Source organism: Aquabacterium sp. (assembly GCF_048860245.1).
Lineage (GTDB): Bacteria > Pseudomonadota > Gammaproteobacteria > Burkholderiales > Burkholderiaceae_C > Aquabacterium.
Map to the genome: position 1 here is coordinate 1 of NZ_JBLIZW010000094.1, position 25,260 is coordinate 25,260.

The window sequence follows — 25,260 nt, forward strand, 5'->3', positions numbered from 1 at the left end:
GATCGCCGAGACGGAGAAAGGTTTTGGCTTCCCGGGCGCGGCGACCAATGCCGCCCACAACCTGCCGCTGAACGGCAATCCGCGCGAGGATGCGCAGGCACGCGAGGCCTTCAACGCAGGGGCTGCGGCGCTGTTCGTGCCTGAGAGCGAACTGGCAAACGCGTTCACCGTCCTGGCGAATCACGGCCAGAGCCAGCGCTCGCGCGAAAGCGAGCACCCCATGGCCCGACGCCATCCAGCGAGCCCTCATCTGCCGATGCCGGCCTGGGTGCCAACCGAGGTGTCGGGCAGCGCCATGTCCGCACTGGACCGTTGGTTCGTGGAGCTAGTGCAGGCAAATCCACAGTTGCGCATCCGGATCGGCAATCCCGATGAACTGGCCAGCAACAAGATGGGTGCCACGCTGGCGCTGCTCAGGCACCGCGTCAACGTGCCCGAACCCGGCGCCCCGGAATCGACGGATGGCTCGGTGGTCACCGCACTCAATGAAGAAGCCGTTGCGTCCGTGAATCAACGCGTAGCCAGTTGATGGAAGGCATCCGAGAGTTCGGGTCTGTGCCTCGAGCGCTCGGTTGAGTTCCTCCTCCAAAGCCGAGGTGTCAATCGATTGGTCCGGTGATTTGAGCGTCAACCTGTATGTGCCGAGCGTGTCACGCGTCATCTGCACATCAACTTGGCCTTGGGGTTGAAGTGTGTCGCAGCGACCGTTGAACGTGAACGTCAAAGCGGGTGAGTTGAGGGCCTCGATTTTGCGGTCACCGTTACCGAGGATCAGCAGATTTGATGTTGGCAGTGGACTCTCTTGGGCGTTCATGGCAGTCCGAACTATGGCACGGTCTTCTGAAGCTGAATCTCTGTCGTCAGGAATGTGTGTGGCACTAGCGTATGTGGATCGCTCCACGGCCTGAGCAAGCAGATCTCCGTCAGTTAGCTCATGTACGCAAGGTCTGTAAGTCATTTCATGGCAGAACTTGTCAATAGATGGCCTAGTCTGTGCCTGTGGCGAGATTTTGATCTACAAACTTGCAGAAAAAAATCATAAAAATCAGTGGCTTAGATTGATCTGTGAGTTCTGTCAGAAATTGGTTGTCGAGATGCAAGTTCTGCCAAGTAATGCTTTATCGACACCCCAACGCAGCCTGTAGGAATGTGAAGTTTCGCCAAGTAATGCTTTACTTGCAGCTAGCAATTGGCTTACTTCACACGTGGATCCTGACACCACTCACTCCAGCTTCCCGCAAACAGTTGGCTGCCGTGCAACCCTGCCACGGACATGGCCAGCATGTTCGGTAACGCGCTGACGCCGCTGCCGCATTGATGCACGACCGACGCCGGTGCTCGCCCATCCAGTAAGGCCAGGAACTCTGCTCGCAACTGTTCGGCGGGCTTGAAGCACCCCTTGTCATCCAGGTTGAGTGCAAAGGGCCGGTTCAGTGCACCCGGAATGTGCCCGGCAACGGGATCCAGTGGTTCGACGTCCCCGCGATAGCGAGGCGTGGCGCGCGCATCCATGATGGTCTGACCAGGGGTGCCCAGGTGCGCCATGACGGTCTCGGCACTCACGGGGCTCATCAGTGCGTGGCCTGCTTCCCAGTTCGACGGTGTCGGCGCGTGGCCCGAGCCCTGCGCCACCGCCCCTCCCATGGCTTGCCAGGCGCCCCAGCCTCCGTCCAGAACGGCCACTGCGTCATGGCCCAGCCATTTCAGCATCCACCACAGCCGACCGCAGAAGTTCATTCCGTTGCGGTCGTAAGCCACCACTTGTGTGTGGGGCGTCAGGCCAATCTGTCTCAGCCATTGCGCGAAGTGCTCGCGTGTGGGCAGAGGGTGACGGCCACCTGACGCGGTCTCTGCTGGCGCGTGCGCACTGAGATCCGTGTTCAGATCGGCGTAGAGGGCGCCGGCAATGTGCGCGGCTTCAAACTGCTGCCTGCCCGCCTCGGCTTGCATGAGGTCGGCTGTGCAATCGACGATGAGGACGGAGGCGGCGCTGTCGCCCGTCAAAGCCTGGAGTTGTTCTGCGGTGATGAGTGTGGTGTACATGATGGCGTGCAATGGGTGCTGCAAAGCGTGTCCTGAAAGCGAGTCACCGACAGGCCCGTCTCCCCTCGTCAGGTTGCTGACACAGCATACTGGCGTGTCGCCCTGCGTGACGACACATGGATGACTTCACATACCCTGTGGGGTATGTTAATGTTGGGCCCTCTTGAGCGAGGTGCCCCCATGAAAGTGTCTGCATTGGCTGTTGCCTTGATGGCTGTTTGCTCTGCGTCGCATGCCGCAGATCTCCTGACTGCTTACCAGGAGGCTTTGGCGCGTGACCCATCGTACGCGGCTGCTCGCGCTCAGCGTGATGCCGACCAGGAAAAGCGAACCCAGGCGCGGGCCGGCTTGTTGCCGCAGATTGGCTTGCAGGCCAGCAGCAATTGGAATCAGGCCGATGTCACGATGACCGGGGCATCGTCGGCGATGGCGCGTGACTACAACAGCAACACCTATGGTGTTCAGTTGACGCAGCCATTGTTTCGCTGGCAAAACTGGGTTCAATACGAGCAGGGGGATCTGGCCGCTGAAATGGCCGATGTCCAATTGAAACTGGCTCGGCAGGATCTGACCTTGCGTGTGGCGCAGGCCTATTTCCAGGTCTTGTACGCACAAGATGCGCTGGACGCTGTGACCTTTTTGCGCCGTGCTTCGGAAGAGCAGAACAAGGCCGCCAAGGCGTCGTTCGAAAAGGGGGTGGTGACCGTGACCGATGTGCACGAAGCGCAAGCCCGTCTTGATCTGGCATTGGCGCAAGAGTTGACCGCACAGCAGCAGTTGGGGTTGGCACGGGCCAATTTGGCGAGGTTGACCGGGACGTCGGTGGTAGCGGTGGCGAAGTTGCCGGCGGCGGTGACCCTCGCGTCTCCCCGACCTGCAACGGCCGATGACTGGTTGATGGCTGCTGGACTCAACAATCTCGGCGTTCATCTGCGCCGGATGGCGCAAGACATGAGTGAACTGGTGTCTCGCCGCGCGGCAGCGGGGCATCTGCCGACGCTGGATCTGGTGGCCAGCCGAGGCGTTCAGAACCGAACCACGATGGGCGCCGATCGCATTGAGGCCAGTACCGTGGGCGTTCAGTTCACCTTGCCCCTGTTTGCAGGCGGCTACATTAGTTCGCAGCAACGGGAGGCAGCGATGTTGCGCCTGAAGGCCGAGGCCGAGTTGGACGATGCGCGCCAAGGCGCGCGACTCTCGGCGCAGCAGGCGTGGCTCAATTTGACCAGTGGCTTGGCGCAGGTCAAGGCCTTGGAGGCGTCCCAGAAGTCATCGCAAACGGCCCTGGACTCCAACAAGCTGGGCTATCAGGTGGGTGTGCGCATCAACATCGATGTGTTGAACGCGCAGGCCCAGTTGGCCGACACGATGCAGAAGTTGTCCAAGGCTCGCTATGACACGCTGATGGCCCAGTTGCAATTGAAGGCAGCGGTGGGGACACTGTCCGATGAGGACGTTCAGCAACTCAATGCCTTGTTGGTCGATTGACCCTTTGGGAGGTGGTGATGGCTGTCAATGATTCACAAGGGGCATCACAGGTTGCAGAGGGTGCCTTTCGGCGTGCACAACAGGTTCAAAGCTCGCTGGCGGAACTGAACGCCCGCATCGCTACCTTGTCGGCTTTGCTGCACATTGATCTGGCTGAGGCGGCTGTGATGCAGTCCGTGCTTCAAGGGACCCATCCGGACTTTGGCGTGCTGCATCAGCACCAGCAATCCGTTGCGTCACGTTCGGGGGCGGACAAGTGCCACGATCGTGCCCTGCAAGAATTACAAGGTTTGCTGGCCCTGCGCTGTGATTTGATGACCGCGACCATCGGTGAGTTGGGGTTGGCCGTCACGCAAGACATCGTGCAGCAAGTGCAGGATCGGCGTGCGCAAGAGGGCTTGAGGCCGGATGCAGATGGCTTTCATCTGCGCCATCTGCTCAAGCCTGATATGGACTGAAGGTCAGCGGTCCTTCAGCTTCATGATGCCCATGGCCTTCATCATCATGCGCTCGTAGATGGGCTCAGACGTCCCCTTTTTCATCTTGCGCATGAAGTACTTTTCAAACGCAATTTTGGCCAGGTGAACCCAGTAGCCTTCACTGAACCAGCTCACGTTGCGTGGCGGGATTTGAGGCAGCGCGACGAACGCCGCACCGCGATCTCCGAAGTCCGCCAGACACACAGCATTCCAGGTGGCCTTCTCGGTCGGAGGCTGGCCATCCAGCACAGAACGGATGTTGTGCGCAGTGGCCGTGACCATCGATTCGATCATGTAGCCCGTCTTCGGGATGCCGGTGGGGATTGGCGTGGGCTCAGGGGGTGTGATGGCCACGCACACGCCCACAGCAAAAATGTTGGGATAGCGCGGGTTGCGTTGGTGGTCGTCAATCAGCACGAAGCCTCTTGGGTTCACCAGGCCTTCAATGCCCATGATGGCGTCGACGCCCTTGAAGGCGGGCAGCATCATCGAGTATTTGAAGGGCAGGGCATGCTCCTTCTTGGGCTTGCCATCGTCGTCGTGCTCCATGACATGCATGGTGCCGTTCTCCACCCGTGTCACCTTGGCATTGCAAATCCAGCGGATGGATTTGTCGCGGAAGATGGACTCCATCATGCTCTTCGAGTCACCCACACCGTTGAGGCCCAGATGCCCGATGTAGGGCTCTGAGGTGACGAAGGTCATGGGCACGCGGTCTCGGATCTTGCGCTTGCGCAGGTCCGTTTCCATGATCATGGCGTACTCGTAAGCAGGGCCAAAGCAGGATGCACCTTGCACAGCGCCCACGATGATTGGACCGGGGTCTTGCACAAATTGCATCCATGCCTCTTTGGCGTGAACCGCATGGTCCACATGGCAGACCGACTGCGTGTAGCCTTGTGGGCCCAGACCCTCAATCTCGTCAAAGGCCAGTTTGGGGCCTGTGGCGATGATCAGGTAGTCGTACGCAATCTGTCTGCCATCCACCAACTCCACTTGGTTTTGTTCGGGGTGCACGCGTTTGGCCCCGACGGGGATGAAATCGACGCCTTTTTTCTCCAGAATCGGTGCAATCGGCAGCTCAATCTCATCACGGTCGCGCCAGTCCACGGCCACCCAAGGATTGGACGGAACAAAGTGGAAGGTCGCTGTATTGGAGATGACGGTGACTTTGTCATCCGGGCCCGCCTGCTCCTTCATTTCGAAAGCCATGGGCAGGCCACCAATGCCAGCGCCCAGGATCACGATGTGTGCCATGCTCATCTCCTATACGTATACCCGTATGGGTATGTGGCATATCATCTGCTTTGTCCGTTGGGCTGGCTACAGGGTTTGTGCGGAGGTGCGGTGAGAAATCTCACGCCGCGGCGAGCTGCGCATCCATCAGAAATAAGGACGAACCACCCCCTGTTTGTCCGGTAGTGTGGGCACAAGATCGGTTCAAATGGTGAGATAGGATCCTCACACCATGCCGGCTGATCTGCCCCCTTCACCAGACACTGCGACTTCCGAAGCGGATTTGACGCTGGAATACCTCTTGCGTCGGATGCGCTCCAAGAGCGACTTTCCAGCGCTGTCGACATCGATCATGCGCGTGCAGTCGCTGTCTGACTCCGAAACGGGCAGCCTGCACACCCTGTGCGACGAGATTCTGAAAGACGTCGCGCTCACGCAAAAGCTCCTGCGCGTGGTCAATACGGCCCATTACCGCCGTGCCGGCACAGACCCCATCAGCACTGTGTCACGCGCGGTCAGCCTGATCGGTGTGGCCACGGTGCGCAACTTGGCGCTGTCGCTGATGCTGTTGGATCACATGGAAGACAAGGTCCATGCGGCGCAGTTGAAGGTGGAATTCTTGCGAACCGTGATGGCAGGGACGCTGGCCAGCGAGATGGCGCATCCACCGCGCATGGCGGAAGAGGCTTTTCTGGGGTCGTTGTTCCGCAACTTGGGCCGCTTGCTGGTCGCGTTCTATTTGCCAGAAGATGCCGAGCAGATTCGTCTGTTGACGATCAAGCGCCCCGACAACCCTCGTCCCCTGAGCATTCAGGAAGCCTCGACCAAGGTGCTGGGCGTTGGGCACGACGAATTGGGTGCCTACGTGGGCAAGCAATGGGGCTTGCCTGACAACTTGCTGGCCTGCATGAGAACGCCCACCGGCGACGTTCCCGGTCGATCCCTGGCCGCACGGCCTGAGCGCATGTGGTGGCTGGCGAGCCTGTCTGACCAGACCGCGCAGGCGATGCTCGATCACGAGCCTGGCGCATTGGGGGATGAACTCAAAAATCTGACCTCCCGTTTTGGTGCGGCCCTCGATTTGCATCCCAATGAGTTGTCGGACGCCGCAGGCCGTGCGCGCAAGCGCCTGACCGAGTTGACGCAGGCGCTCAACATGCACGTGCCCGCCGAGTCACCGGGTGAGCGTTTGCTGGAAACGTACTATGTGGATGCCCCCAACCAGGGGCAAGCTGACGGGCCGACCGCTGCCGAACTGGGGCTGGACGATTCTGCCTTTGGCGACACAACCTTGGAGCCCGGCATGCCACTGCCGACACAGGATACGGCCAGCATCCTGACCAATGGCATCCAGGACATCACCAACACCCTGGTGGAATCCTTCCGGCTCAATGACGTTCTTCAGATGATTCTGGAGACCATGCTTCGCGCGCTGGACTGCCGGCGTGTCGTGTTCTGTCTGCGTGACCCTCGCACGGGGCAGCTTCTGGGGCGTCTGGCGCTCGGCGAAGGTGGCGATGAGATCAAGGATCTGTTCAGGGTGCCACTGGCGTTGCAACCTGGTGTGGTGCCGGATCTGTTTTCTGCGATATGTCTCAAGCACGCAGATACCTTGATCGCGGATGCCAGTGCCTCGGCCATTGCCAATCGTTTGCCTGCCTGGTTTCGGGACCGTGTGCAGGCCCCCACTTTTCTGCTGCTTCCTCTGGTATTGAAACGAGTCAATCAACCCGATGTGGTGCTGGGGTTGATCTATGCCGACAAGGGTCAAGCGGGCAGCATGGCCATCGATGAGCGGGAGCTCTCGTTGCTGCGCACCCTGCGCAATCAGGCCGTCATGGCCTTCCGGCAGGCCACGGGCGCATAAATTTCATAATGTGGTGTTGTGTGTTGGCATCGTGGCGGAGATGAACTGCGGCGACAATGCTTTGCTGCGTACCTTGGCGCAGCGCCCCAGTCTTTGTCGGTGGTAGTTATGAATCGACGTGTGTTCACAAGCGGCCATTGCCCAGTCGAGGCGGTGGCATGACCACGTCTCAACTGCCCCTGATGGGGGCTGCCGCATCGGGGCGCGCGCCGCTCAGTCTGCCGACGCGAGTCCATTTGCGGCGGCACATCCTGATCCCGGTTGCCGTGACCTTGCTGCTGGTCATGGCCTTGTTCCTCTATGGTGCCGATCGGTACTTGGGAGAGGTCGAGCGCGGCCACACCCAATCTGCCGCAGACATTGCCGTCAATGTGTGGCACGAGCAGATCAATCAGCAAGCCGAGCGGCTCAGCTGGTTTGTGGCGCGTGCGCAGAACGATCCCTTGCTGCGCCAGGCCATGGAGCGAGGGGATACGGACAATCTGCTCACGTTGACCCAGTCGCAATTGCACGACTTGGCCAAAGCCTTCGGCATCACCCATTGGTATTTCATGACGCCCGACCGGCGGGTGTTGTTGCGCGTGCATGCGCCCAGTCGACGTGGTGACCTCATTGAGCGCAAGACCATGCGGGATGCGGCCGTTGGCGGCGCGGCGGTCTCCGGCCTGGAGGTCGGTGCCATGGGCACCTTCACGCTGCGGCACGTGGCGCCTTGGCGTGTGGGGGATCGACTCATCGGCTACATCGAGATGGGGTCGGACGTGGACTGGTTCGCTTTGCAGGTCAAACGTCAAACCGGGCTGGATGTGGTCCTGGCCTTGCAGAAGCAGTACATCAGCGCCGATGCCTTCAGCCAGGGGAAATCTCAACTGGGCTTGACGGGGCAGTGGGGCCACGATCCCGGTCTCGTCGTGTTACGCAATACCTTGCGAGAAGTCCCGGGAGATTTGCTGCATCGGGTGAGTGACTTGGGTGCTCAATCCGGGACGACCGAGTTGACCGTCGAAGGGCGCGCCAAGCGCTGGTCGGGGGCTGTGCGCGATCTGACCGACAGTGAAGGGCGCAGCGTGGCCAAGCTGATTGTGCTGCGCGATGTCACCAAAGAACAGTTGGCCAGTGACCGAGAGATGCGTGTCGCGGGCGTGGTGTCGGGCATGGCCGTGTTGTTGCTGCTGTTCGTGCTGCTGGTGCGCATCAACGAAGCCGGTCGACGCATGGAGCGCGCAGACTCCACCATGCGCTTGGCTGCCGCCGCGTTTGAGGGGCAGGAAGGCATGATGGTGCTCGACGTGCAAGGCAACATCCAGCAGGTCAATCACGCATTCACCGAAATTTCAGGCTACCAGCCTGACGAAGTGCTGGGCAAAGGCACGCGACGCCTGTGGGCGCTGGACAAGCATGATCGTGCGTTCTACCAGCACATCATGGACACGCTGAATGAGACCGGGCGTTGGCAGGGTGAGTTGTGGAGTCGCCATCAGGACGGTGGCTTGTACTTTTTGCGCTTGTGTCTGACGCTGGTCAGCACGGGCAGCCAGCATGCCACCTACTGCGTCGGCGCGTTCTCTGACATCACGGCACGCAAGGAAGCCGAAGCGCAAATCGAGCGCCTGGCGTTTTACGACCCTCTGACCAGCCTGCCCAACCGTCGCCTGCTCATGGACCGCGTCACGCACGCCTTGGTCAGTGCGCGACGCAGCGGGCACATGGGCGCGCTGCTGTTGATCGACCTGGATCATTTCAAGACGCTCAACGACAGTCTCGGCCACGACCGTGGTGACGAGTTGCTCAAGCTCGTGGCCTCGCGCCTGCAACTGGCTGTGCGTGACAGTGACACGGTCGGTCGATTGGGTGGGGATGAGTTTGTGGTGGTTCTGGAGAACCTCCATGTCGATCCCGTGCTGGCCGTCAGTCAGGCGCAAGCGGTGGGCAACAAACTGCTGCAAATGATGAGTCAGGTGTTTGACCTGGCCGCCATTGAGTATCACGGTGGTTGCAGCATCGGTGTCAGCCTGTTTGGCGGGCAATACGACATCAATCTGGATGAGTTGCTCAAACAGGCCGATCTCGCGATGTATGCCGCCAAGGCTGCGGGACGCAATGCCTTGCGCTTCTTTGATCCGGCGGCACAGGCGGAAGTAGCGCGCCGTGTCGAACTGGAAGCCGACATGCGCAAGGCCCTGACCCGCCACGAGTTCGAGCTGTTCTACCAGCCGCAGGTCAACGCGGACGGCACCGTGCACGGTGCTGAAGCGCTGCTTCGCTGGCATCAGCCGCAGCGTGGCATGGTGTCGCCGGGCGAGTTCATCCCCCTGGCGGAGCAGAGTGGCTTGATTCTGCCGTTGGGGCAGTGGGTGCTGGAATCGGCCTGCCGCCAGTTGGTGCGCTGGGCTCAGATTCCGGAAATGGCGCACCTGAGCGTGGCGGTGAACGTGAGCGCCCGTCAGTTCAGACAGGCGGACTTCGTGGCCCTGGTCAGTGATGCCCTGGAGCGCACCGGCGCACGCCCCGACCTGCTCAAGCTGGAGCTGACCGAGAGCATGCTGGTGGATGACATGGAATTGGTCATCGACAAAATGGCTGCGCTCAAGGTGATCGGGGTGGTGTTCTCGCTGGACGACTTCGGGACAGGCTACTCCTCGCTGCACTACCTCAAGCGTTTGCCACTGGATCAATTGAAGATCGATCAGTCCTTCGTGCGCAACGTCATGAGTGACGGCAACGATGCTGCCATTGTGCGAACCATCGTCGCCTTGGCCGATACGCTGGGCTTGACGGTGATCGCGGAAGGGGTGGAGACCCTGGAGCAGCGGGACTTTTTGCTGGCACAGGGCTGCCAGCACTTCCAAGGCTACCTGTTTGGTCGCCCGGTGCCCTCTGCCACGTTTGAAGACAGCCTGCGGGCGTGATCACTCCGGCGGATAATGCGCCCCCATGTTCCGCATCGTACTCGTCCACCCAGAGATCCCGCCTAACACCGGGAATGTCATTCGCCTGGCTGCCAACACCGGGTGTGAGCTGCATTTGATCGAGCCGTTGGGCTTTTCGATGGATGACAAGCTGCTGCGCCGCGCCGGGCTGGATTATCACGAGTACGCACCCGTGCGTCGGCATGCCAGCTGGGACGCATTTATGGCGGCCACGCAACCAGACCGCCAGCGCATGTTCGCCTTCACCACGCGTGGCAGCCAACCCTTGGCGTCGGTGCCTTTGCAGCCGGGCGACTGGTTCGTGTTTGGTTGCGAAACCAGCGGACTGCCGGAGGTTTTGCGGGAGACGTTTCCCACGTCGCAACGCGTCAGGTTGCCCATGCGCCCTGAGCAGCGCAGCTTGAACCTGAGCAATGCCGTGGCTGTGACGGTGTTTGAGGCGTGGCGCCAGAACGGCTACGCAGGCGGCGCCTGAGGCGGCCTGCGTTCGCCGTTCAGGCTTCGGCCTTGGCTTCCCGGCGCATCAGTGCACCCACTGCTTCGGCGGGCGTGAGCCGGTCATCCAGCACGGCCACCACTGCTTCGGTGATGGGCATGGATACGCCCAGGCTTTGTGCGCGTTGCCACACGGTGGCGGCGCTGTAAACGCCTTCGGCCACATGCCCCAGGTCATGCAGGATCTGGCTCAGCTTCTTGCCGGTGGCCAGTTGCAAACCAACGGTGCGGTTGCGAGACAGGTTGCCGGTGGCGGTCAGCACCAAGTCGCCCAAGCCTGACAAGCCCATGAAGGTGTCGGGGCGGGCGCCCAAGGCCACACCCAGGCGGGTCATTTCGGCCAGACCACGGGTGATCAGGGCCGCACGAGCGTTCAGGCCCAGGTTCATGCCGTCGACGATGCCGGTGGCAATCGCCAGCACGTTCTTCACGGCGCCGCCCACTTCCACGCCAACCGGATCGGTCGAGGTGTAGACGCGCAGGCTGTCAGAGTGAAAAGCGGCTACGGCTTGCTCGGCCAAGGCCTGATCGGCGCTGGCAGCCACCAAGGCCGTGGGCTGACCCAAGGCGACTTCATTGGCAAAGCTGGGGCCAGACAGCACACCGCTGCGCGCATGCGGGCGCAAAGCAGCGGCGATCTCGTGCCCGAGTCGACCGGTGCCTTTTTCAAAGCCTTTGCACAGCCAGAAGGTGGCTGCATCGTCAGGCAGGCTTTGCAGCGTGCTGCCCAGCGCCGCCATGGGCGTGCCGATGATGATCAAACCGCCTTGGCCGTGCGCAACCGCTTCCTGCAGGTCAGCGGTGACACGCAGGGCATCGGGGAAGGGGGCGTCGGGGAGATAACGGGTGTTGCAGCGGGCCGCCTGCATGTCGGCGACCTGGGCTGCGTCCCGGGCCCACAAAAGGACCCGTGGATTGTGCCGAGCAGCACTGATGGCCAGCGCTGTGCCCCACGCCCCCGCGCCCAAAATCGCGAGGTTCGTGGTCATGGGCGAATCAGTTGGCAGCGCCCATTTGTGCCGCAGAGGCCTGAGCCAGTTGCGATTCGTACATGGCCTGGAAGTTGACTTCAGTCAGGTGCACGGGCGGGAAGCCTGTGCGGTTGATGATGTCGGCCACGGTGGCACGCAGGTAGGGGTACACGATTTGCGGGCAGGCGATGGCGATGATCGGCTGCAGTTGATCTTCGGGCACGTTGCGGATCTCGAACAGACCCGCTTGCTTGGCTTCAACCAGGAACAGAGCCTTGTCGTTGACCTTGGTGGTCACGGTGGCGGTGACGGATACTTCGTACAGGCCTTCTTGCACAGGCTCAGCGTGCAGGTTCAGTTGCACGTCGACTTGAGGTTGACCTTGCTCCAGCAGAATTTGAGGGGCATTGGGCATCTCCAGCGACATGTCCTTCAGGTAGATACGCTGGATGCTGAAAGTGGGCTGGGCTTGTTCGCTCATGGTCAATCCTTGTATGACAGCGTCAGAATGAATGTTGACCACGATTATGGCCTACGGGTGTGACGCAACTCACACACGGCCCCTCACAGCAGGGTGAGTCCCAAGGCCACGATGGCAGGCACACCCTGAACCAGCATGATTCGCTTGCTGACAGTGGCCGCCCCGAACACACCGGCCACGATGACACAGCTCAGGAAGAATACGCGGGTGTCATGACCCGCCGCACCTTGCAGAATGCCCCACAGCAAGCCGGCTACCAGAAAGCCGTTGTACAGCCCCTGATTGGCAGCGAGGGCGCGGGTGGCCTGGGCGAAGTCTGGCTTCAAGCCGAAGACGCGGCGACCTGCAGGTTGGGTCCACAAGAACATTTCCAGCACCAGGAACCCCAGATGCAGCAAGGCGACGAGGGCGGTGGCGACGAGGGCGGTGTACATGGTGATCGGTCTCCAGTTTGTTTTGTACTGTATAGTAAATAAATTGATGGCGTCAATGAATATTTGACTGATGAGTACAAAAATGGATGTCAAACCACGTGGGCGTCCTCGGCGTTACGACCCCGAGGTGGTGCTGCGACAGGGGTTGGAGACGTTTTGGCGCAAGGGCTATGCGGCCACATCGGTGGACGACTTGTGCTTCGCCACGGGCTTGAACAAGCCCAGCCTGTATGCAGCGTGGGGTGACAAGCAGCAGTGGTACCGCCAAGCCCTGCAGGTGTATGTGAAGCAGGTGGGCGAAGGCATGGCGCTGGCGTTGAGTCAGACGCGCCTGCACGATGCCTTGGAGTCGTTGCTCCGTCAGGCCGTTGCGCTGTACCGGGATGGTCGGGGCTGTTTCATGCTCACGACGGCACCCGCTGTGGCGTGGGACGATGACATGGTGCGTCACAGCATGGCCGCAGCCATGGCCGCACAGGATCGAGTGCTGTGTGCCCGCTTTGAGCACGCCATTGCACAGGGCGATGCCTCGCCTGCTGTGTCAGCCCAAAGTTTGGCCGTGATGGTGTCCGCGTTGCTGCATTCCTTGGCGTTGCGCGCGCGCGCTGGCGAGGCCGAGGCCGAGTTGTTGCAGCGGGGGCTGTCGGGGCTGTCGGCCATCATGGCCGCAGCCCGGCCTGGGGACGCGTCAGGCGTTCAGTAGTGGCAGCAAGCCCCCGGCCTGATCCAGAGCCATCAGGTCATCGCAGCCGCCCACATGGGTGTCGCCAATGAAGATTTGGGGCACGGTGCGGCGGCCGGTGATGGCCATCATGTGCTCGCGCTGGGACGGGTCGAGGTCCACGCGGATCTCTTCGATCGACTCCACGCCGCGCTGCTTCAGCAGGTTCTTGGCACGAACACAGTATGGGCAGACCTGGGTGGTGTACATCTTGACGGCTTGCATGATCGGGCGCTCGATGTGCGCCGAATGGCGCATGAAGTCGGGAAAAAGAAAAAAGGACAGGCGCCATTGTGGCGTCTGCCCTTCGTCCCTGTTGAATCAGGGGGAATCTCAGCCCTTGTTCACGGGCAGGCCGGCTTCACGCCAAGCCTTCAGGCCGCCCGCCAGCGACTGCACGTTCTCGTAGCCCATTTGCTTGAGTTGCGCGGCCGCCTTGGCCGAACGCACGCCTGCAGCACACACCACGATCAGCGGGGTGGCCTTGTTGCTGGGCAGGCCCTTGGCTGCACCAATCTGGCTCAGGGGGATGTTCTTGGCGCCACTCACATGGCCTGCGGCGAACTCGGCAGGCTCGCACACGTCGATGACCTGTGCCTTGTCCTTGTTCATGAGCTGCACGGCGGCGGCTGGCGTCAGGCCGGCGCCCGAGCCTTCCTTGACTTGTTGCCACAGCAGCATGCCGCCCGAAGCGCCTGCGGCGAGGATCCAGTACCAGTTGTCAGCGATGAAGCTTGTAGATGTCATGAGAGGGCTCGTTGAAGACGACTGCGATCCAGTATCGCCGCAATCGAGTGGAGGATTATAAAATCGCAGGTTGACCGGCAGGCGTCAGCTTGCCCACCTTCACCTCGATTGGGATCGACACGTCATGTACAAGCTCGTGCTGATTCGCCACGGCGAATCGACCTGGAACCTCGAAAACCGCTTCACCGGCTGGACCGATGTGGAGCTGACCCCCACCGGCGTGTCGCAAGCCATGTCGGCCGGCAAGCTGCTCAAGGCCGAGGGCTACGAGTTTGATGTGGCCTATACCTCGGTGCTCAAGCGCGCCATCCACACGCTGAACTACGTGCTGGACGAGATGGACCGCACCTGGCTGCCCGTGGTCAAGGACTGGCGTCTGAACGAGCGCCACTACGGCGGCCTGCAGGGCCTGAACAAGGCCGATATGGCCAAGCAGTACGGTGACGAGCAAGTGCTGATCTGGCGCCGCAGCTACGACACACCGCCACCGGCGCTGGACCCGCAAGACCCACGCGGTCAACGCCAGGACCTGCGTTACGCCAAGCTCAATGCCGAGCAAGTGCCGCTGACCGAGTGCCTGAAGGACACCGTGGCCCGCGTGGTGCCTTACTGGACCGACGTGCTGGCACCCGCCATCAAGTCGGGTCAGCGTATCGTGATCGCTGCGCACGGCAACTCCATCCGCGCCCTGATCAAGTACCTGGACGGGATCAGCGACAGCGACATCGTCGGCCTGAACATCCCCAACGGCATCCCGCTGGTGTATGAGCTGGACGCTGATCTGAAGCCCATCAAGCACTACTACCTGGGTGACGCCGAGGCCGCTGCCGCTGCGGCTGCCGCCGTGGCCAAGCAAGGCAAGGCCTGATCGGTCTCGCTGGTTTTGCGCCCGTGACAACCGCCCCTTGTGGGCGGTTTTTTTGTATCAGATGGATCAGGGAGGCGACGCGTCAGCGTTGCAGCGACCAGACCAGTGGACAGTGATCGGACAACTGCCGGACTGCGTCGGCGGGGTCATACGCTTGTCGGCCAAAACGCGCGTTGCCAAAGCGTTGGCGCAAACGGTCGCTGATCAGGATGTCGTCGATGTAGCGGCTGTGCCGGTCCTGGGCGTCGCATGGCACATACGCCTGATCGGCGGTGGCGCGGTGCAGGATGGCCCCTTTCGGCTGGTCATCGCTCCAGGCCGCGAACACATTGAGCGGAGCAGCTTCATCCTCACCCGCGTCAAAACGGGCGTCGCGGTCGAGGTGCCGGTTGAAGTCACCGAGCACGGCAAAGGCCACGCCTTCCTTTACGCGTTGGTCGATCCATGCCTCGACCACCGGGACTTGCTGGCGCAAGCGCTGGCAGGGTGCAAAGCTGCGATCCAGCTTGCCATCAAAGCAGCCGCTTTTCAGGTGCACGTTGAGCAGGCGAATCGCGTGGGACGTACCGGGGTACAGCGTGATGTCGGTGCCGGCGCGTGAGGTGCCGTCCACATCCAGCGCCACGAGGTCGGGGTTGCATTGGTAGGGTAGGCGTTCACGGATGGCAAAGCCTGTTTTTTGCGGGTGAGCGCGTCGGCTGAAGCAGTCCAGTCGCCAGCCAGAGGCGAACACCAGCCGTGCGGCCTCTGGGCCATCCACCTCTTGCAATGCCACGACGTCAGGCGCCCAGTGGTCGCGCAGCGCTTGGGCGGTGCGGCTCAGGGCTTGAAAGTCCTGCTCATGGCGGGTGGGGGGCGGCGTGCGACCTGGCGTACAGGGCAGCGCCCGCTCATCACTGGCCGGTTGTTGGCGGGTGCAACGGGCCTGCAGTTCGGCTTGTGTCCCGGGACTCATGAGCCATTCCAGGTTCCACGTCGCCAGGGTCACGTGCGTGGCACCGGCTGAGTTTTGTCGCTCAAACCATCCGGCGTGCGCCGCCCAGGCCAGCAACAAGCCGGCACTCAGCATCAGGAGGGGGCGGCGAAAGCGGGGGCGCGAAGGGTCAGTGGTCATCGTCCAGAAACAAAAACGGGGCCATGGATGGCCCCTGTGGTGATCAGGCGAGATGTTCCGCGAAGCAGACCGGTGACGCACTCCCTCTGTGGGGTGTGATGCGTCTTACAGGCCCAGTTCAGCGCGGTCCAGCGTGTAGTTTTGCGGGCCGGCCACGGCGATCTTGATGGCGCCAAGGCGATTGGCCAGTGCCACCGACTTCACCAGATCCCAGCCTTGCGACAGACCGTAGAGCAGGCCGCCGCGGAAGGCGTCACCGCAACCGGTCGGATCAACCAGGGCCTCGGCCTTCACGCCGGGCACGTGGGTCTTTTCACCTTGAATCCAGACGTTGCAACCTTCGCCGCCCAGGGTCTCGATCAAGCCTTGGAGGTGAGACTTCGACAGCTCGGCCAGGCTTTGGCCGGTGCGCTCGGCCAGCATCTTGCCTTCGTAGTCGTTGACGGCCACCCAGGTGGCTTGCGACACAAAACGCTTGAGATCGTCGCCATCGAACATGGGCAAGCCTTGACCCGGATCGAACACGAAGGGGATGCCGGCGGCTTGCAGTTGCTCGGCGTGCTGAATCATGGCGTCGCGGCCATCCGGGGCCACGATGGCCAGCTTGATGCGTGGGTCGGCTTCAATGCGCTGCACGTGGGCTTGCTGCATGGCGCCGGGGTGGAAGGCGGTGATCTGGTTGTTGTCCTGGTCGGTGATGATCATCGCTTGCGCGGTGTAATCGCTCTCGATGGTGCGCACGAACTCCTGGCTCAGCCCGACATGCTCCAGACGGTTGCGGTAGATGGCACCGTCTTTGCCCAGTGTGGCCATGATCAGCGGATCGCCACCCAGTTGCTTGAGGCTGTAGGCGATGTTGCCAGCGCAGCCACCGAACTCCTTGCGCAGCGTGGGCACCAGGAAGGCGACGTTCAGGATGTGCACCTGATCGGGCAGGATCTGCTGAGCAAAGCGGCCGGGGAAGTTGGTGATCGTGTCAAAGGCCAGGGAGCCGCAGATCAGGACAGACATGGTGTGCCTTGGTGAAAGGGTGAGGGGTCAGGGATAGAACAGCTCGGCGGTGTAGCCCGCGGGCTGCAAATTGCGGGTGCGCAGGTTCCAGACCAGCGTGGTGCTCTTGTCGCCAGGTGCCGCGGCGGGGCGGCTGGCAGCGGTGGCCGCACTGGCTGCTTTGTCATCGTTGGCCGCGGCATCGGCCGTGTCCAGCCATTGCGCATCAACAGGGGAAAACACGCGTCGGGCAATCAGGATGCCGTTGGCGTCGGTCAGGCTCAGGTCCACATGCGGCCAGGCGATGTCAATCGGGGCGCGGTTGTGAACGACCACCGCCAGGCGATAGCGGTCAGGGCCTTCCGAATTGGCGCGCACCAAGGTCACGTTGTCGACTTGCAGATCCTCCAGCCGCAGGGGCGGGGCCATCTTGCAACCCATGGTTTCGCACCACCACGCAAAGGCGGGGCGGCTGTCTGGGTAGTAGGCCGCCAACAAGTCGCGGAACTGATGGGCCACCTGCATGACCAGTGCAAGCACCAGCGCAATGGCCATGCCGAACAACACGCCGCGTGTGGATGGGTTGCGCCAGAACGCCTGACGCTGGGCTCGGCGCAGGAATTCGGGGGTCTCTTGCGGCGGCACGCGTCCACGTGTGCCCGATTTGCCCTTGCGCTGGCTAGGGGGCGGGAGCGCTTGCTCGGGCTCAAAGGTGCCAGCCGCCTTGTCAGCGGCTTTCGCCTTCTCGCGGGACGACATCAGCGGCACCGCGATGGGCTCTGCTGCAGCAGGCGCGGCGACAGGTGTCGGTGTTGGCGGCAACTCGGGGGGCGCCAATGGCGAGCGTGCCACAGGTGCCACTGGCGGCTGTGGCTCGGCAGGCTGGGAGTGACCAAAGTCGGAGGCCCATTCCTGCTCGGCTTCCGACATGGCGTCTTCGGGGAAGACCGCATCGGCAAACTCTGGCCCTTCTGGCGCGCGAGCGCGTGGGCGTCGTGGCGGCACCAGACGCTCCCGATCCGAGGGCATCAGATAGCGGGAGTCGAGTGCGTCCGCTTCGTCGGTGGCGGGCAGGTCTTCGGCTGGCGGCTGCCACGCCGGGGGAGGGGGCACATCGGCTGGCGGTGCGATGGGCGATGAAAAGCCCACCGACGTGTCCAGATCAAAGTCCGTTGCCGCGACCACAGGTGAGGTGTCGACCGGCAGGTCGTCTTCGGTGGTTTGCGGGGGCTCGACCTCGGGTGGCGGTGCGACCGACTGCGGTGGCTCGATGGACGGAGCAGCGGGTTCGGGCGGACGCGCCGCAGCGGGCCGAGGCGGCGGCGCCTCGGTCTCCAAGTCAAACAGCGTCGGCAGGGCGTTGAAGACCTCATTACAGCGGCCGCAACGCACCCAGCCTTCGGACACCTTCAATTGGTCCTGCACGATCTTGAAGATCGTGCCGCAGTGGGTGCATCGGGTCGCCAGGCTCATAAGCCTGTTTATGCCACTGTTTTGGCCGATTTTTGGGCGGTCATCAGGATCCAGCCCTCTTCTGCGTTGGCGACCTGCAACTGCAGGCCCACTTCAGCGTAGGCGTCCTTCAGTTCCTGCTCCTGGCGCGCCAGGATGCCGGCCAGCACCAGATGACCACCGGCTGCCACGTGACCGGCCAACAGCGGGGCCAGCATTTTCAGCGGGGTGGCCAGGATGTTGGCCAGCACCACCGGGTAAGCAGCTTGCGCCTCACCCACCAGATCGGGCAGGCCTGCGTTGATGGGCAGCTTGCCTTGCGCGTTGCGCAGGTGGGCCAGGTTGGCTTCGGCATTGGCGTGGGTGGCGTCGACCGCAGCGGGGTCGATGTCCACCGCGTCCACTTCACCCGAACCGTGCAGGGCGGCGCCAATGGCCAGGATGCCCGAGCCACAGCCGTAGTCCAGCACGCGCTGTCCCTGGTAGGCCGCGCTGTTTTGCGCGATCCACTTCAGGCACATGCGGGTGGTGGGGTGCGTGCCCGTACCGAAGGCCAGACCCGGGTCCAGTCGCATCACCGTCTTGGCGGCAGCCGGCACATCGTGCCAGGTGGGCACGATGTAGAAGCTGTCGGTGATGGGGACCGGCTGGAACTGCGATTGCGTCAAGCGAACCCAATCCTGCTCATCCACAGGCTGAATGCCCTGGACGTGGATGTCGCCGGCCCAGTCCTGGGCCAGGATGAGGGTGGCAGCTTCCAGGGCCTCGGCTTCGCTGGGGAAGAGGCTCTTGATGGTCGAGCGCTGCCAGGCCTCGCGGGCGACGGGCATGCCCGGCTCGCCCCACAAGGCTTCCTCGTGCTCGGTGTCGGCGTCGGCGTCTTCCACCGATACCGACAGGGCGTCAATTTCCATGAGCGCGTCGCTCAGGACTTCGACTTCGGCCTCTTTGGCCAGCAAGGTCAGTTCAAACAATGCCATGTGCGATCTGACCTCAGCGCTTGCGCGCAGCCATCCAGTTTTCGAGATAGTGGATGTCGGTGCCGCCTTCCACAAACTTGGCGTCGACCATCAGCTCGCGGTGCAGCGGGATGTTGGTCTGGATGCCTTCCACCACGGTCTCCGACAGGGCGGTGCGCATGCGGGCCAGAGCCTGGTCACGCGTGTCGCCATGCACGATCAGCTTGCCGATCATGGAGTCGTAGTTGGGAGGCACGAAGTAGTTGGTGTACACGTGCGAGTCCACGCGCACGCCGGGGCCACCGGGTGCGTGCCAGGTCGTGATGCGGCCGGGCGAGGGGATGAACTTCACGGGGTCTTCTGCGTTGATGCGGCACTCGATGGCGTGGCCACGCATCTCGATCTGACGCTGTGTGAAGGGCAGCTTTTCGCCGGCCGCCACGCGGATCTGCATCTGCACGATGTCCACGCCGCTGACCATCTCGGTCACAGGGTGTTCCACCTGCACGCGGGTGTTCATTTCAATGAAGTAGAACTCACCGTTTTCGTACAGGAATTCGAAGGTGCCGGCGCCACGGTAGCCGATCTTCTTGCAGGCCGCAGCACAGCGGTCGCCCACCTTTTCGATCAGGCGGCGGTTGATGCCGGGTGCCGGTGCTTCTTCAATGATCTTCTGGTGGCGGCGTTGCAGGGAGCAGTCACGCTCGCCCAGCCACACGGCGTTCTTGTGCTGGTCGGCCAGCACCTGAATTTCGATGTGACGGGGGTGCTCCAGGAATTTCTCCATGTACACCTGCGGGTTGCCGAAGGCAGCACCCGCTTCGTTCTGCGTGGTCTGCACGGCGTGCAGCAGGGCGGCTTCGGTGTGCACCACGCGCATGCCGCGACCACCACCACCACCGGCAGCCTTGATGATCACGGGGTAGCCGACCTGGCGGGCAATCTTGATGATTTCCTTGGGGTCGTCAGGCAGGGCGCCTTCCGAACCAGGCACGCACGGCACGCCCGACTTGATCATGGCCTGCTTGGCCGAGACCTTGTCGCCCATGATGCGGATGGACTCTGGGGTCGGGCCAATGAAGGTGAAGCCGGATTGCTCGACGCGCTCGGCAAAGTCGGCGTTTTCCGACAGGAAGCCGTAACCAGGGTGAATGGCTTCGGCGTCGGTTACTTCGGCTGCCGAGATGATGGCCGGCATGTGCAGATAGCTCTGCGCAGACGGCGCGGGGCCAATGCAGACGGCTTCGTCGGCCAGCTTGACGTACTTGGCGTCGCGGTCAGCTTCGGAGTAGACGACGACGGACTGGATGCCCATTTCGCGGCAGGCGCGCTGAATGCGCAGCGCGATCTCGCCGCGGTTGGCGATCAGAATTTTCTTGAACATGGCGAAGTCCCCGCCTTATTCAATGATGAACAGGGGCTGACCGTATTCGACGGGCTGACCGTTATCGACCAGGATCTTGGTGATGGTGCCATCCTTGTCGGCTTCGATCTCGTTCATGATCTTCATGGCTTCGATGATGCAGACAGGCTGACCCGCCTTGACGGTGTCGCCCACATCAGCGAAGGCCTTGGCGCCGGGGCTCGACGCACGATAGAAGGTGCCCACCATGGGCGACTTGACCACGTGACCAGCCAGTTCGGCGGCAGGAGCGGCTTCTGCGGCGGGGGCTGCTGCAGCCACGGGTGCGGGGGCGGCGGCCACGGGGGCGGCAGCGTGCTGGGCGACTGGCATGGTCATGACCACGGGGGCGGCGCCAGCCTTGACGATGCGGACTTTGCCGTCGGCCTCGGTGATCTCCAGTTCAGAGACGTTGGACTCGGAGACGAGGTCGATCAGGGTCTTCAGTTTACGCAGGTCCATGGTGTACTAACTCCAGCAAAAACTAGCGAGCGGGTGACGCTCGTGGATATCGCGGTTGATGGCGTCCGGGTGGGGCGGCTCAGCCGCGAACAGGTGCGCCCAGTCGGTCCAGGGCGGCATCCAGGGCATGACGGTAGCCGGCGGCACCCAAACCCACGATCACGCCTTCAGCGAGATCGGAGAAATAGGAGTGGTGACGGAACGGCTCGCGTCGGTGAACGTTTGAAAGATGCACTTCGATGAAGGGAATGGCCACGCCGGCCAGTGCATCACGCAGGGCCACGCTGGTGTGCGTGAAAGCGCCCGGATTGATGATGATGAAGGCCGTGCCGTCGGTGCGCGCTTCGTGCACACGATCGATCAGCACCCCTTCATGGTTGCTTTGAAAGGCAGACAGACTGACGCCGCGAGCGGCGGCTGCGTCAACCAGCCCAGCATTGATCTGCTCCAGGGTGGTGGCGCCGTAGACCTGCGGTTCACGTGTGCCCAGCAGGTTCAAATTGGGGCCATGGAGGACAAGAATCTTCATGTGTCTTTGGCGTAAACCCTTGCATTACGTCTGCAACGATCCTGGGTTTTCGGCCAAGAAAATCAAAGTAGCCGGATTTTAGCCGCAAATGGCGAAAATCCAGCAATTCTTGACTTTGGCGTGGTTGTGGAGGCGGTGCTTGCTTCAGCGGGGCGCTGGCGCGTCGATGAGCGCTGCTTGTGCGCTCAAGGCGTCATAACTGGTGGCGCCGGTGATGCGGTGGCGAATCTGACCTTGTGCATCCAGGATGACGGAAAAAGGCAGCCCACCAGCGGCGTTGCCGAGTTTCTGGGACAGTTCCGTGCCACCAAAGCCGGCCAAGCCGATGTCGAATCCTACCCCGACTTTGGCCAAAAATTCACGCACGGGTGTCGGGCCGTCGATGGCCAGCCCCACGACACGCCAGCCTTTGGCGTGGAACGCTTCGTGAAAGTGGTTCAGCTCTGGCAACTCTTTGACGCAGGGCGGACACCATGTTGCCCAGAAATTCAGGACCAGGGGGTGCCCACGGTAGTCTGCCAATTTGAGCGTGCCACCTGTTGGCGTATCAAATTGCTGCGACCACAGGTCGGCGGGGGCGGGTTCGCCGGCGGGCTTGCTGGGCGCGATGGGTGTGCTGGGGCGAGGGCGATTCAGCCAGACCAAGGCCCCTGCTGTGACTGCCACGCTGGCGGCAGCCGCGCCGATCAGTCTGCGTCGGGTGGGGGATGGCATGGTTTGCTCGGGAGTTGGTGACATGGTCAGGTGGGGTTGGGTTCGGCCATCATGCGCTGCAGCGCGGGCAAGTCGCCGCGCTCCGTCTTGCCTTTGGCGTCGGGTTTGAGGGCGCCGCGGAGGTCGTCTGCATCCAGAATGGTCAGGTGCAGGCCCACCGCCTCTTGCAGGCCGGGGCATTGAACCGTCATGCTCAAGCGGTCGACGCTGTGGCCACGCGGGCCCGGAACACTGCCCACGTCGTAGTCCACGCCCTTATCCAGCAAGGCGATCTCGGCGGACTTGCTGTCATCGCAATAGAGTTGCAGATGGATGTCGTTCAGGCGGGTGGCGGTGCCGCGCCAGACGGCACCTGTGAGATGCGGGCGGAATTCGGCCAGTCGGCCCATCCAGAGTGCCGCTGTTTCGCGCAAGGCGGCCAATTCCTGAGGCTGCGTGTCGGCGCAAAACACGGCCAGGTACTCGACGACCGCATCTTCGACCTGCTGGTTATCGGGCAGTTCGGCGCGACCGTTGAGTCCCAGCTGTTTGACGGCTCGCCGCTTGGCGGGGCCGTATTCCAGCCCCTCTTCCACGACGAGGCGTGCGGCTGAGGCGGCGATTTCGAGGGTGATGTGAGTGGACATCGTCAGGCGGGGGAAACTTCGACAGGCACGGCGCTGAAGGTGGCGTTGCCACTGAGGCGATCGATGGCGCGGTCATCGGTCAGGTCATTGATGCTGACACCCGCATGCGCTTGTGCAACTTTCAGTTGCACGCCCGCTCGGTTGTGGCCCCACCCGTGCGGCAGGCTGACGACACCGGTGCGAATCTTGGTCGTCACGTGCAAGGGCACGATGATACGTCCCACGCGTGAGCTCACGGCCACGCTCTGGCCGTCTTGCAATTGGCGGGCTTGGGCGTCGTACGGGTGCATCCACAGCACGCATCGGTTCTTGCCCGACACCAGTCGTTCGCTGTTGTGCATCCACGAATTGTTGGTTCGCACATCACGTCGGCCGATCAGGCGCAGGGTGTCGCCGGATGCAGCGGACAGGAATTCGGACGTGACCAAGGGAAGCTCGCGGGCGACGGCGTCGGGTAACAGCGGCACGGTTTTGCGTTTGCGGCGAAGGTTGGCCACCAGCGAAGGCTGGAGTGGGCCGAGATCGATGCCCTCCGGATGCGCGAGCAAATCGGCCATCCGCACCGGTGCTTGAAGGCGGCGCAAACCCAGTGCCAGAACGCGCCGAGGAGACAGTTTGGCCATCAGTGCGCGCGTGGCCAGTCCTTGTACGCGCTGCCAGGCGGAGCTGCGCTCCAATGACCACGCTCGGCGTGCGTAGCGCTGCGCCAGCTCGCTGTAGATTTGCCAATCGTGGCGCGCGCCGGGGGCTGCGGGCACGATGGCATCGGAATAGCGGGCGGTATTGCGAACCGCCAGATGCAGGAACACCAGATCGTAATGATCGTGCTCCACAAAGCAGGTGGGCGGCAAGATCACGTCGGCGTGGCGCGAGGTTTCGTTGATGTAGAAATCCATCGACACCATGAAGTCCAGCCCTTCCAGGGCGCGGTCGAGTTGCGTGCCGTTCGGGGTGGACAGGACAGGATTGCCGCAGGACGTCACCAGCGCGCGGATCTGGCCTTTGCCGGGTGTCAACATTTCTTCGGCCATCACGGACACAGGCAGTTCACCAGCAAATTCGGGCGCGCCCCGAACGCGACTGCGCCAGACGTCGTAGTGCCCCTTGCCCATCAGTCCCGCTGCAATCAGGTTGAGGGCTGGGGTGGTGAGGAGGGCGCCGCCAACGCGGTCGACATTGCCGGTCAACAGGTTGATCACCTGGATGGCCCATTGACAGATGGCGCCATGCGCTTGTGTCGAGACCCCCATGCGGCCATACATCACGGCAGCAGACGTGTGTGCAAACTCGCGGGTCAGACGGCGTGTGATGGCGGCGTCCACTCCGGTGTGGGCGGCCGTTGCCTCGGGGCTGAAGGGGTGTACGGCTGCTTGGAGTGCATCCAGTCCCTGGATCAGTTCGGACCACGCATCGGGTTTGATCAGCGCCTCGTCAAACAGTGTGTGAATCACGGACAGCAGCCAGGCCGCATCGCTGCCGGGCACGATGGCCAGATGCTCGTCGGCCTGCGTGGCGGTTTCCGTCTCACGGGGGTCCAGGACCACCAGTTTGCCGCCCCGCTCTCTCAGGGATTTGAGGCGCCCGCGCATGTCGGGCGCGGTCATCAGGCTGCCATTGGATGCCATGGGGTTGGCCCCTAGCATGATCATGTACTGGGTGTGGTCAATGTCCGGGATGGGCAGCATGAATTGATGCCCATACAACCAGTAGGCCGCCAAGTGGTGCGGCAGCTGGTCGACCGAGGTTGCCGAGAAGCGTGCGCGCGTTCTCAGTTGGCTGAAAAACAGGTGGCCATGGGTCACATTGCCCCAGTTGTGGATGCTGGGGTTGCCTTGGTACACCGCCACGGCGTGGGCGCCGTGCTGCTCGCGCACTTTGACCAGTCCGTCCACCACCAGGTCAAACGCCTGGTCCCAAGAGATGGGCTCCCAACGATCGCCGACACGCCGCACGGGCTGTCGCAACCGATCCGGGTCTTCATGGAGATCCTTGAGCGCCACGGCCTTGGGGCAAATGTGCCCTCTGGACAGCGGATCGGCCTCGTTGCCCTTGACGGAAATGATGCGCTCGTTCTGCACCTGAAACGTCAGCCCGCAAATGGCTTCGCACAGGTTGCACGCGCCATGACGTGTTTCGATCGGGCCGGTCGGGGCGGATGAAGAGGATGGGTGGCTCATGCGTGACGGAGGGTGTCAATCGTGAGGCGTCATCCTAAAAGAAAAGGGACCCGAAGGTCCCTTGCAAGGTTTTGC

General features: G+C 62.3%; 24 protein-coding genes and 1 pseudogene. 8 read left to right on the forward strand and 17 right to left on the reverse strand.

Features of this window, described 5'->3' with window-relative positions:
• Positions 1-505, forward strand: a pseudogene (locus ACMV18_RS10730) (xylulose 5-phosphate 3-epimerase); the annotation flags it as partial.
• A 689-nt stretch (positions 506-1,194) separates the two neighbouring features.
• Here the strand turns inward: ACMV18_RS10730 and ACMV18_RS10735 are convergent.
• A complete protein-coding gene (locus ACMV18_RS10735) occupies positions 1,195-2,043 on the reverse strand; it encodes a sulfurtransferase (protein WP_420817838.1) in 849 nt (282 codons plus the stop codon).
• A gap of 180 nt (positions 2,044-2,223) precedes the next feature.
• Here ACMV18_RS10735 and ACMV18_RS10740 point away from each other — a divergent pair, with 180 nt between their 5' ends.
• Complete coding sequence (locus ACMV18_RS10740) at positions 2,224-3,531, forward strand: TolC family outer membrane protein (RefSeq protein ID WP_420817839.1); 1,308 nt, start codon at positions 2,224-2,226, stop codon at positions 3,529-3,531.
• A gap of 17 nt (positions 3,532-3,548) precedes the next feature.
• On the forward strand, positions 3,549-3,989 hold the full coding sequence (locus tag ACMV18_RS10745; RefSeq protein ID WP_420817840.1) for a hypothetical protein: 441 nt from the start codon (positions 3,549-3,551) through the stop codon (positions 3,987-3,989).
• Between the two features lie 3 nt (positions 3,990-3,992).
• Here ACMV18_RS10745 and ACMV18_RS10750 read toward each other — a convergent pair whose 3' ends face one another.
• Entirely contained in the window at positions 3,993-5,267 is a 1,275-nt protein-coding gene (locus ACMV18_RS10750) for an NAD(P)/FAD-dependent oxidoreductase (protein WP_420817841.1), read from the reverse strand.
• Positions 5,268-5,478: 211 nt separating this feature from the next.
• Here ACMV18_RS10750 and ACMV18_RS10755 point away from each other — a divergent pair, with 211 nt between their 5' ends.
• From ACMV18_RS10755 to trmL, 3 genes are all read left to right on the forward strand, one after another.
• Complete coding sequence (locus ACMV18_RS10755) at positions 5,479-7,113, forward strand: HDOD domain-containing protein (RefSeq protein WP_420817843.1); 1,635 nt, start codon at positions 5,479-5,481, stop codon at positions 7,111-7,113.
• A gap of 158 nt (positions 7,114-7,271) precedes the next feature.
• Positions 7,272-10,022, forward strand: a complete 2,751-nt coding sequence (locus ACMV18_RS10760; protein ID WP_420817844.1) for an EAL domain-containing protein — start codon at positions 7,272-7,274, stop codon at positions 10,020-10,022.
• A gap of 25 nt (positions 10,023-10,047) precedes the next feature.
• A complete protein-coding gene (gene trmL, locus ACMV18_RS10765; RefSeq protein WP_420817845.1) occupies positions 10,048-10,518 on the forward strand; it encodes a tRNA (uridine(34)/cytosine(34)/5-carboxymethylaminomethyluridine(34)-2'-O)-methyltransferase TrmL in 471 nt (156 codons plus the stop codon).
• Between the two features lie 19 nt (positions 10,519-10,537).
• Here the strand turns inward: trmL and ACMV18_RS10770 are convergent, their stop codons facing one another.
• From ACMV18_RS10770 to ACMV18_RS10780, 3 genes are all read right to left on the reverse strand, one after another.
• Positions 10,538-11,527: an NAD(P)H-dependent glycerol-3-phosphate dehydrogenase gene (locus ACMV18_RS10770; RefSeq protein WP_374258146.1), complete on the reverse strand. Its 990-nt coding sequence runs from the start codon at positions 11,525-11,527 to the stop codon at positions 10,538-10,540.
• 7 nt (positions 11,528-11,534) lie between these two features.
• On the reverse strand, positions 11,535-11,990 hold the full coding sequence (gene secB, locus ACMV18_RS10775; RefSeq protein WP_374258148.1) for a protein-export chaperone SecB: 456 nt from the start codon (positions 11,988-11,990) through the stop codon (positions 11,535-11,537).
• Positions 11,991-12,073: 83 nt separating this feature from the next.
• Positions 12,074-12,424 carry a DUF1304 domain-containing protein gene (locus ACMV18_RS10780; protein WP_420817846.1) on the reverse strand — a complete coding sequence of 117 codons (351 nt, stop codon included), beginning with the start codon at positions 12,422-12,424 and terminating at the stop codon, positions 12,074-12,076.
• Positions 12,425-12,506: 82 nt separating this feature from the next.
• Here ACMV18_RS10780 and ACMV18_RS10785 point away from each other — a divergent pair, with 82 nt between their 5' ends.
• The gene (locus ACMV18_RS10785) at positions 12,507-13,127 is read left to right on the forward strand and encodes a TetR/AcrR family transcriptional regulator (protein WP_420817847.1); all 621 of its coding nucleotides are present in this window, start codon (positions 12,507-12,509) and stop codon (positions 13,125-13,127) included.
• Here the strand turns inward: ACMV18_RS10785 and grxC are convergent.
• Together grxC and ACMV18_RS10795 are read right to left on the reverse strand one after the other, a co-directional pair.
• Entirely contained in the window at positions 13,113-13,370 is a 258-nt protein-coding gene (gene grxC, locus ACMV18_RS10790) for a glutaredoxin 3 (RefSeq protein WP_374258185.1), read from the reverse strand. The two genes, ACMV18_RS10785 and grxC, sit on opposite strands and share 15 nt — an antisense overlap.
• A 108-nt stretch (positions 13,371-13,478) precedes the next feature.
• Entirely contained in the window at positions 13,479-13,892 is a 414-nt protein-coding gene (locus ACMV18_RS10795; RefSeq protein ID WP_374258154.1) for a rhodanese-like domain-containing protein, read from the reverse strand.
• A 124-nt stretch (positions 13,893-14,016) separates the two neighbouring features.
• On the opposite strand from ACMV18_RS10795, the gene gpmA reads away from it, so the two are divergent.
• A complete protein-coding gene (gpmA, locus tag ACMV18_RS10800; RefSeq protein ID WP_374258156.1) occupies positions 14,017-14,760 on the forward strand; it encodes a 2,3-diphosphoglycerate-dependent phosphoglycerate mutase in 744 nt (247 codons plus the stop codon).
• Positions 14,761-14,842: 82 nt separating this feature from the next.
• Here the strand turns inward: gpmA and ACMV18_RS10805 are convergent, their stop codons facing one another.
• The 10 genes from ACMV18_RS10805 to ACMV18_RS10850 form a co-directional block, all read right to left on the reverse strand.
• The gene (locus ACMV18_RS10805; protein WP_420817848.1) at positions 14,843-15,874 is read right to left on the reverse strand and encodes an endonuclease/exonuclease/phosphatase family protein; all 1,032 of its coding nucleotides are present in this window, start codon (positions 15,872-15,874) and stop codon (positions 14,843-14,845) included.
• Between the two features lie 105 nt (positions 15,875-15,979).
• A complete protein-coding gene (locus ACMV18_RS10810; protein ID WP_374258160.1) occupies positions 15,980-16,885 on the reverse strand; it encodes a carbohydrate kinase family protein in 906 nt (301 codons plus the stop codon).
• A 27-nt stretch (positions 16,886-16,912) separates the two neighbouring features.
• Positions 16,913-18,337, reverse strand: coding sequence for a zinc-ribbon and DUF3426 domain-containing protein (locus tag ACMV18_RS10815; protein ID WP_420817849.1), 1,425 nt, complete (start codon positions 18,335-18,337; stop codon positions 16,913-16,915).
• 8 nt (positions 18,338-18,345) lie between these two features.
• A complete protein-coding gene (gene prmA / locus ACMV18_RS10820) occupies positions 18,346-19,290 on the reverse strand; it encodes a 50S ribosomal protein L11 methyltransferase (protein ID WP_420817877.1) in 945 nt (314 codons plus the stop codon).
• 19 nt (positions 19,291-19,309) lie between these two features.
• Entirely contained in the window at positions 19,310-20,659 is a 1,350-nt protein-coding gene (gene accC, locus ACMV18_RS10825) for an acetyl-CoA carboxylase biotin carboxylase subunit (protein WP_420817850.1), read from the reverse strand.
• Between the two features lie 15 nt (positions 20,660-20,674).
• Positions 20,675-21,139, reverse strand: a complete 465-nt coding sequence (gene accB, locus ACMV18_RS10830; RefSeq protein WP_420817851.1) for an acetyl-CoA carboxylase biotin carboxyl carrier protein — start codon at positions 21,137-21,139, stop codon at positions 20,675-20,677.
• 79 nt (positions 21,140-21,218) lie between these two features.
• Entirely contained in the window at positions 21,219-21,668 is a 450-nt protein-coding gene (gene aroQ / locus ACMV18_RS10835; RefSeq protein ID WP_420817852.1) for a type II 3-dehydroquinate dehydratase, read from the reverse strand.
• Positions 21,669-21,812: 144 nt separating this feature from the next.
• Positions 21,813-22,406, reverse strand: a complete 594-nt coding sequence (locus ACMV18_RS10840; RefSeq protein WP_420817853.1) for a TlpA family protein disulfide reductase — start codon at positions 22,404-22,406, stop codon at positions 21,813-21,815.
• A gap of 2 nt (positions 22,407-22,408) precedes the next feature.
• A complete protein-coding gene (locus tag ACMV18_RS10845) occupies positions 22,409-23,008 on the reverse strand; it encodes a hypothetical protein (protein WP_420817854.1) in 600 nt (199 codons plus the stop codon).
• 2 nt (positions 23,009-23,010) lie between these two features.
• Positions 23,011-25,185, reverse strand: coding sequence for a molybdopterin-dependent oxidoreductase (locus ACMV18_RS10850; RefSeq protein WP_420817855.1), 2,175 nt, complete (start codon positions 25,183-25,185; stop codon positions 23,011-23,013).
• Positions 25,186-25,260 lie beyond the last annotated feature (75 nt).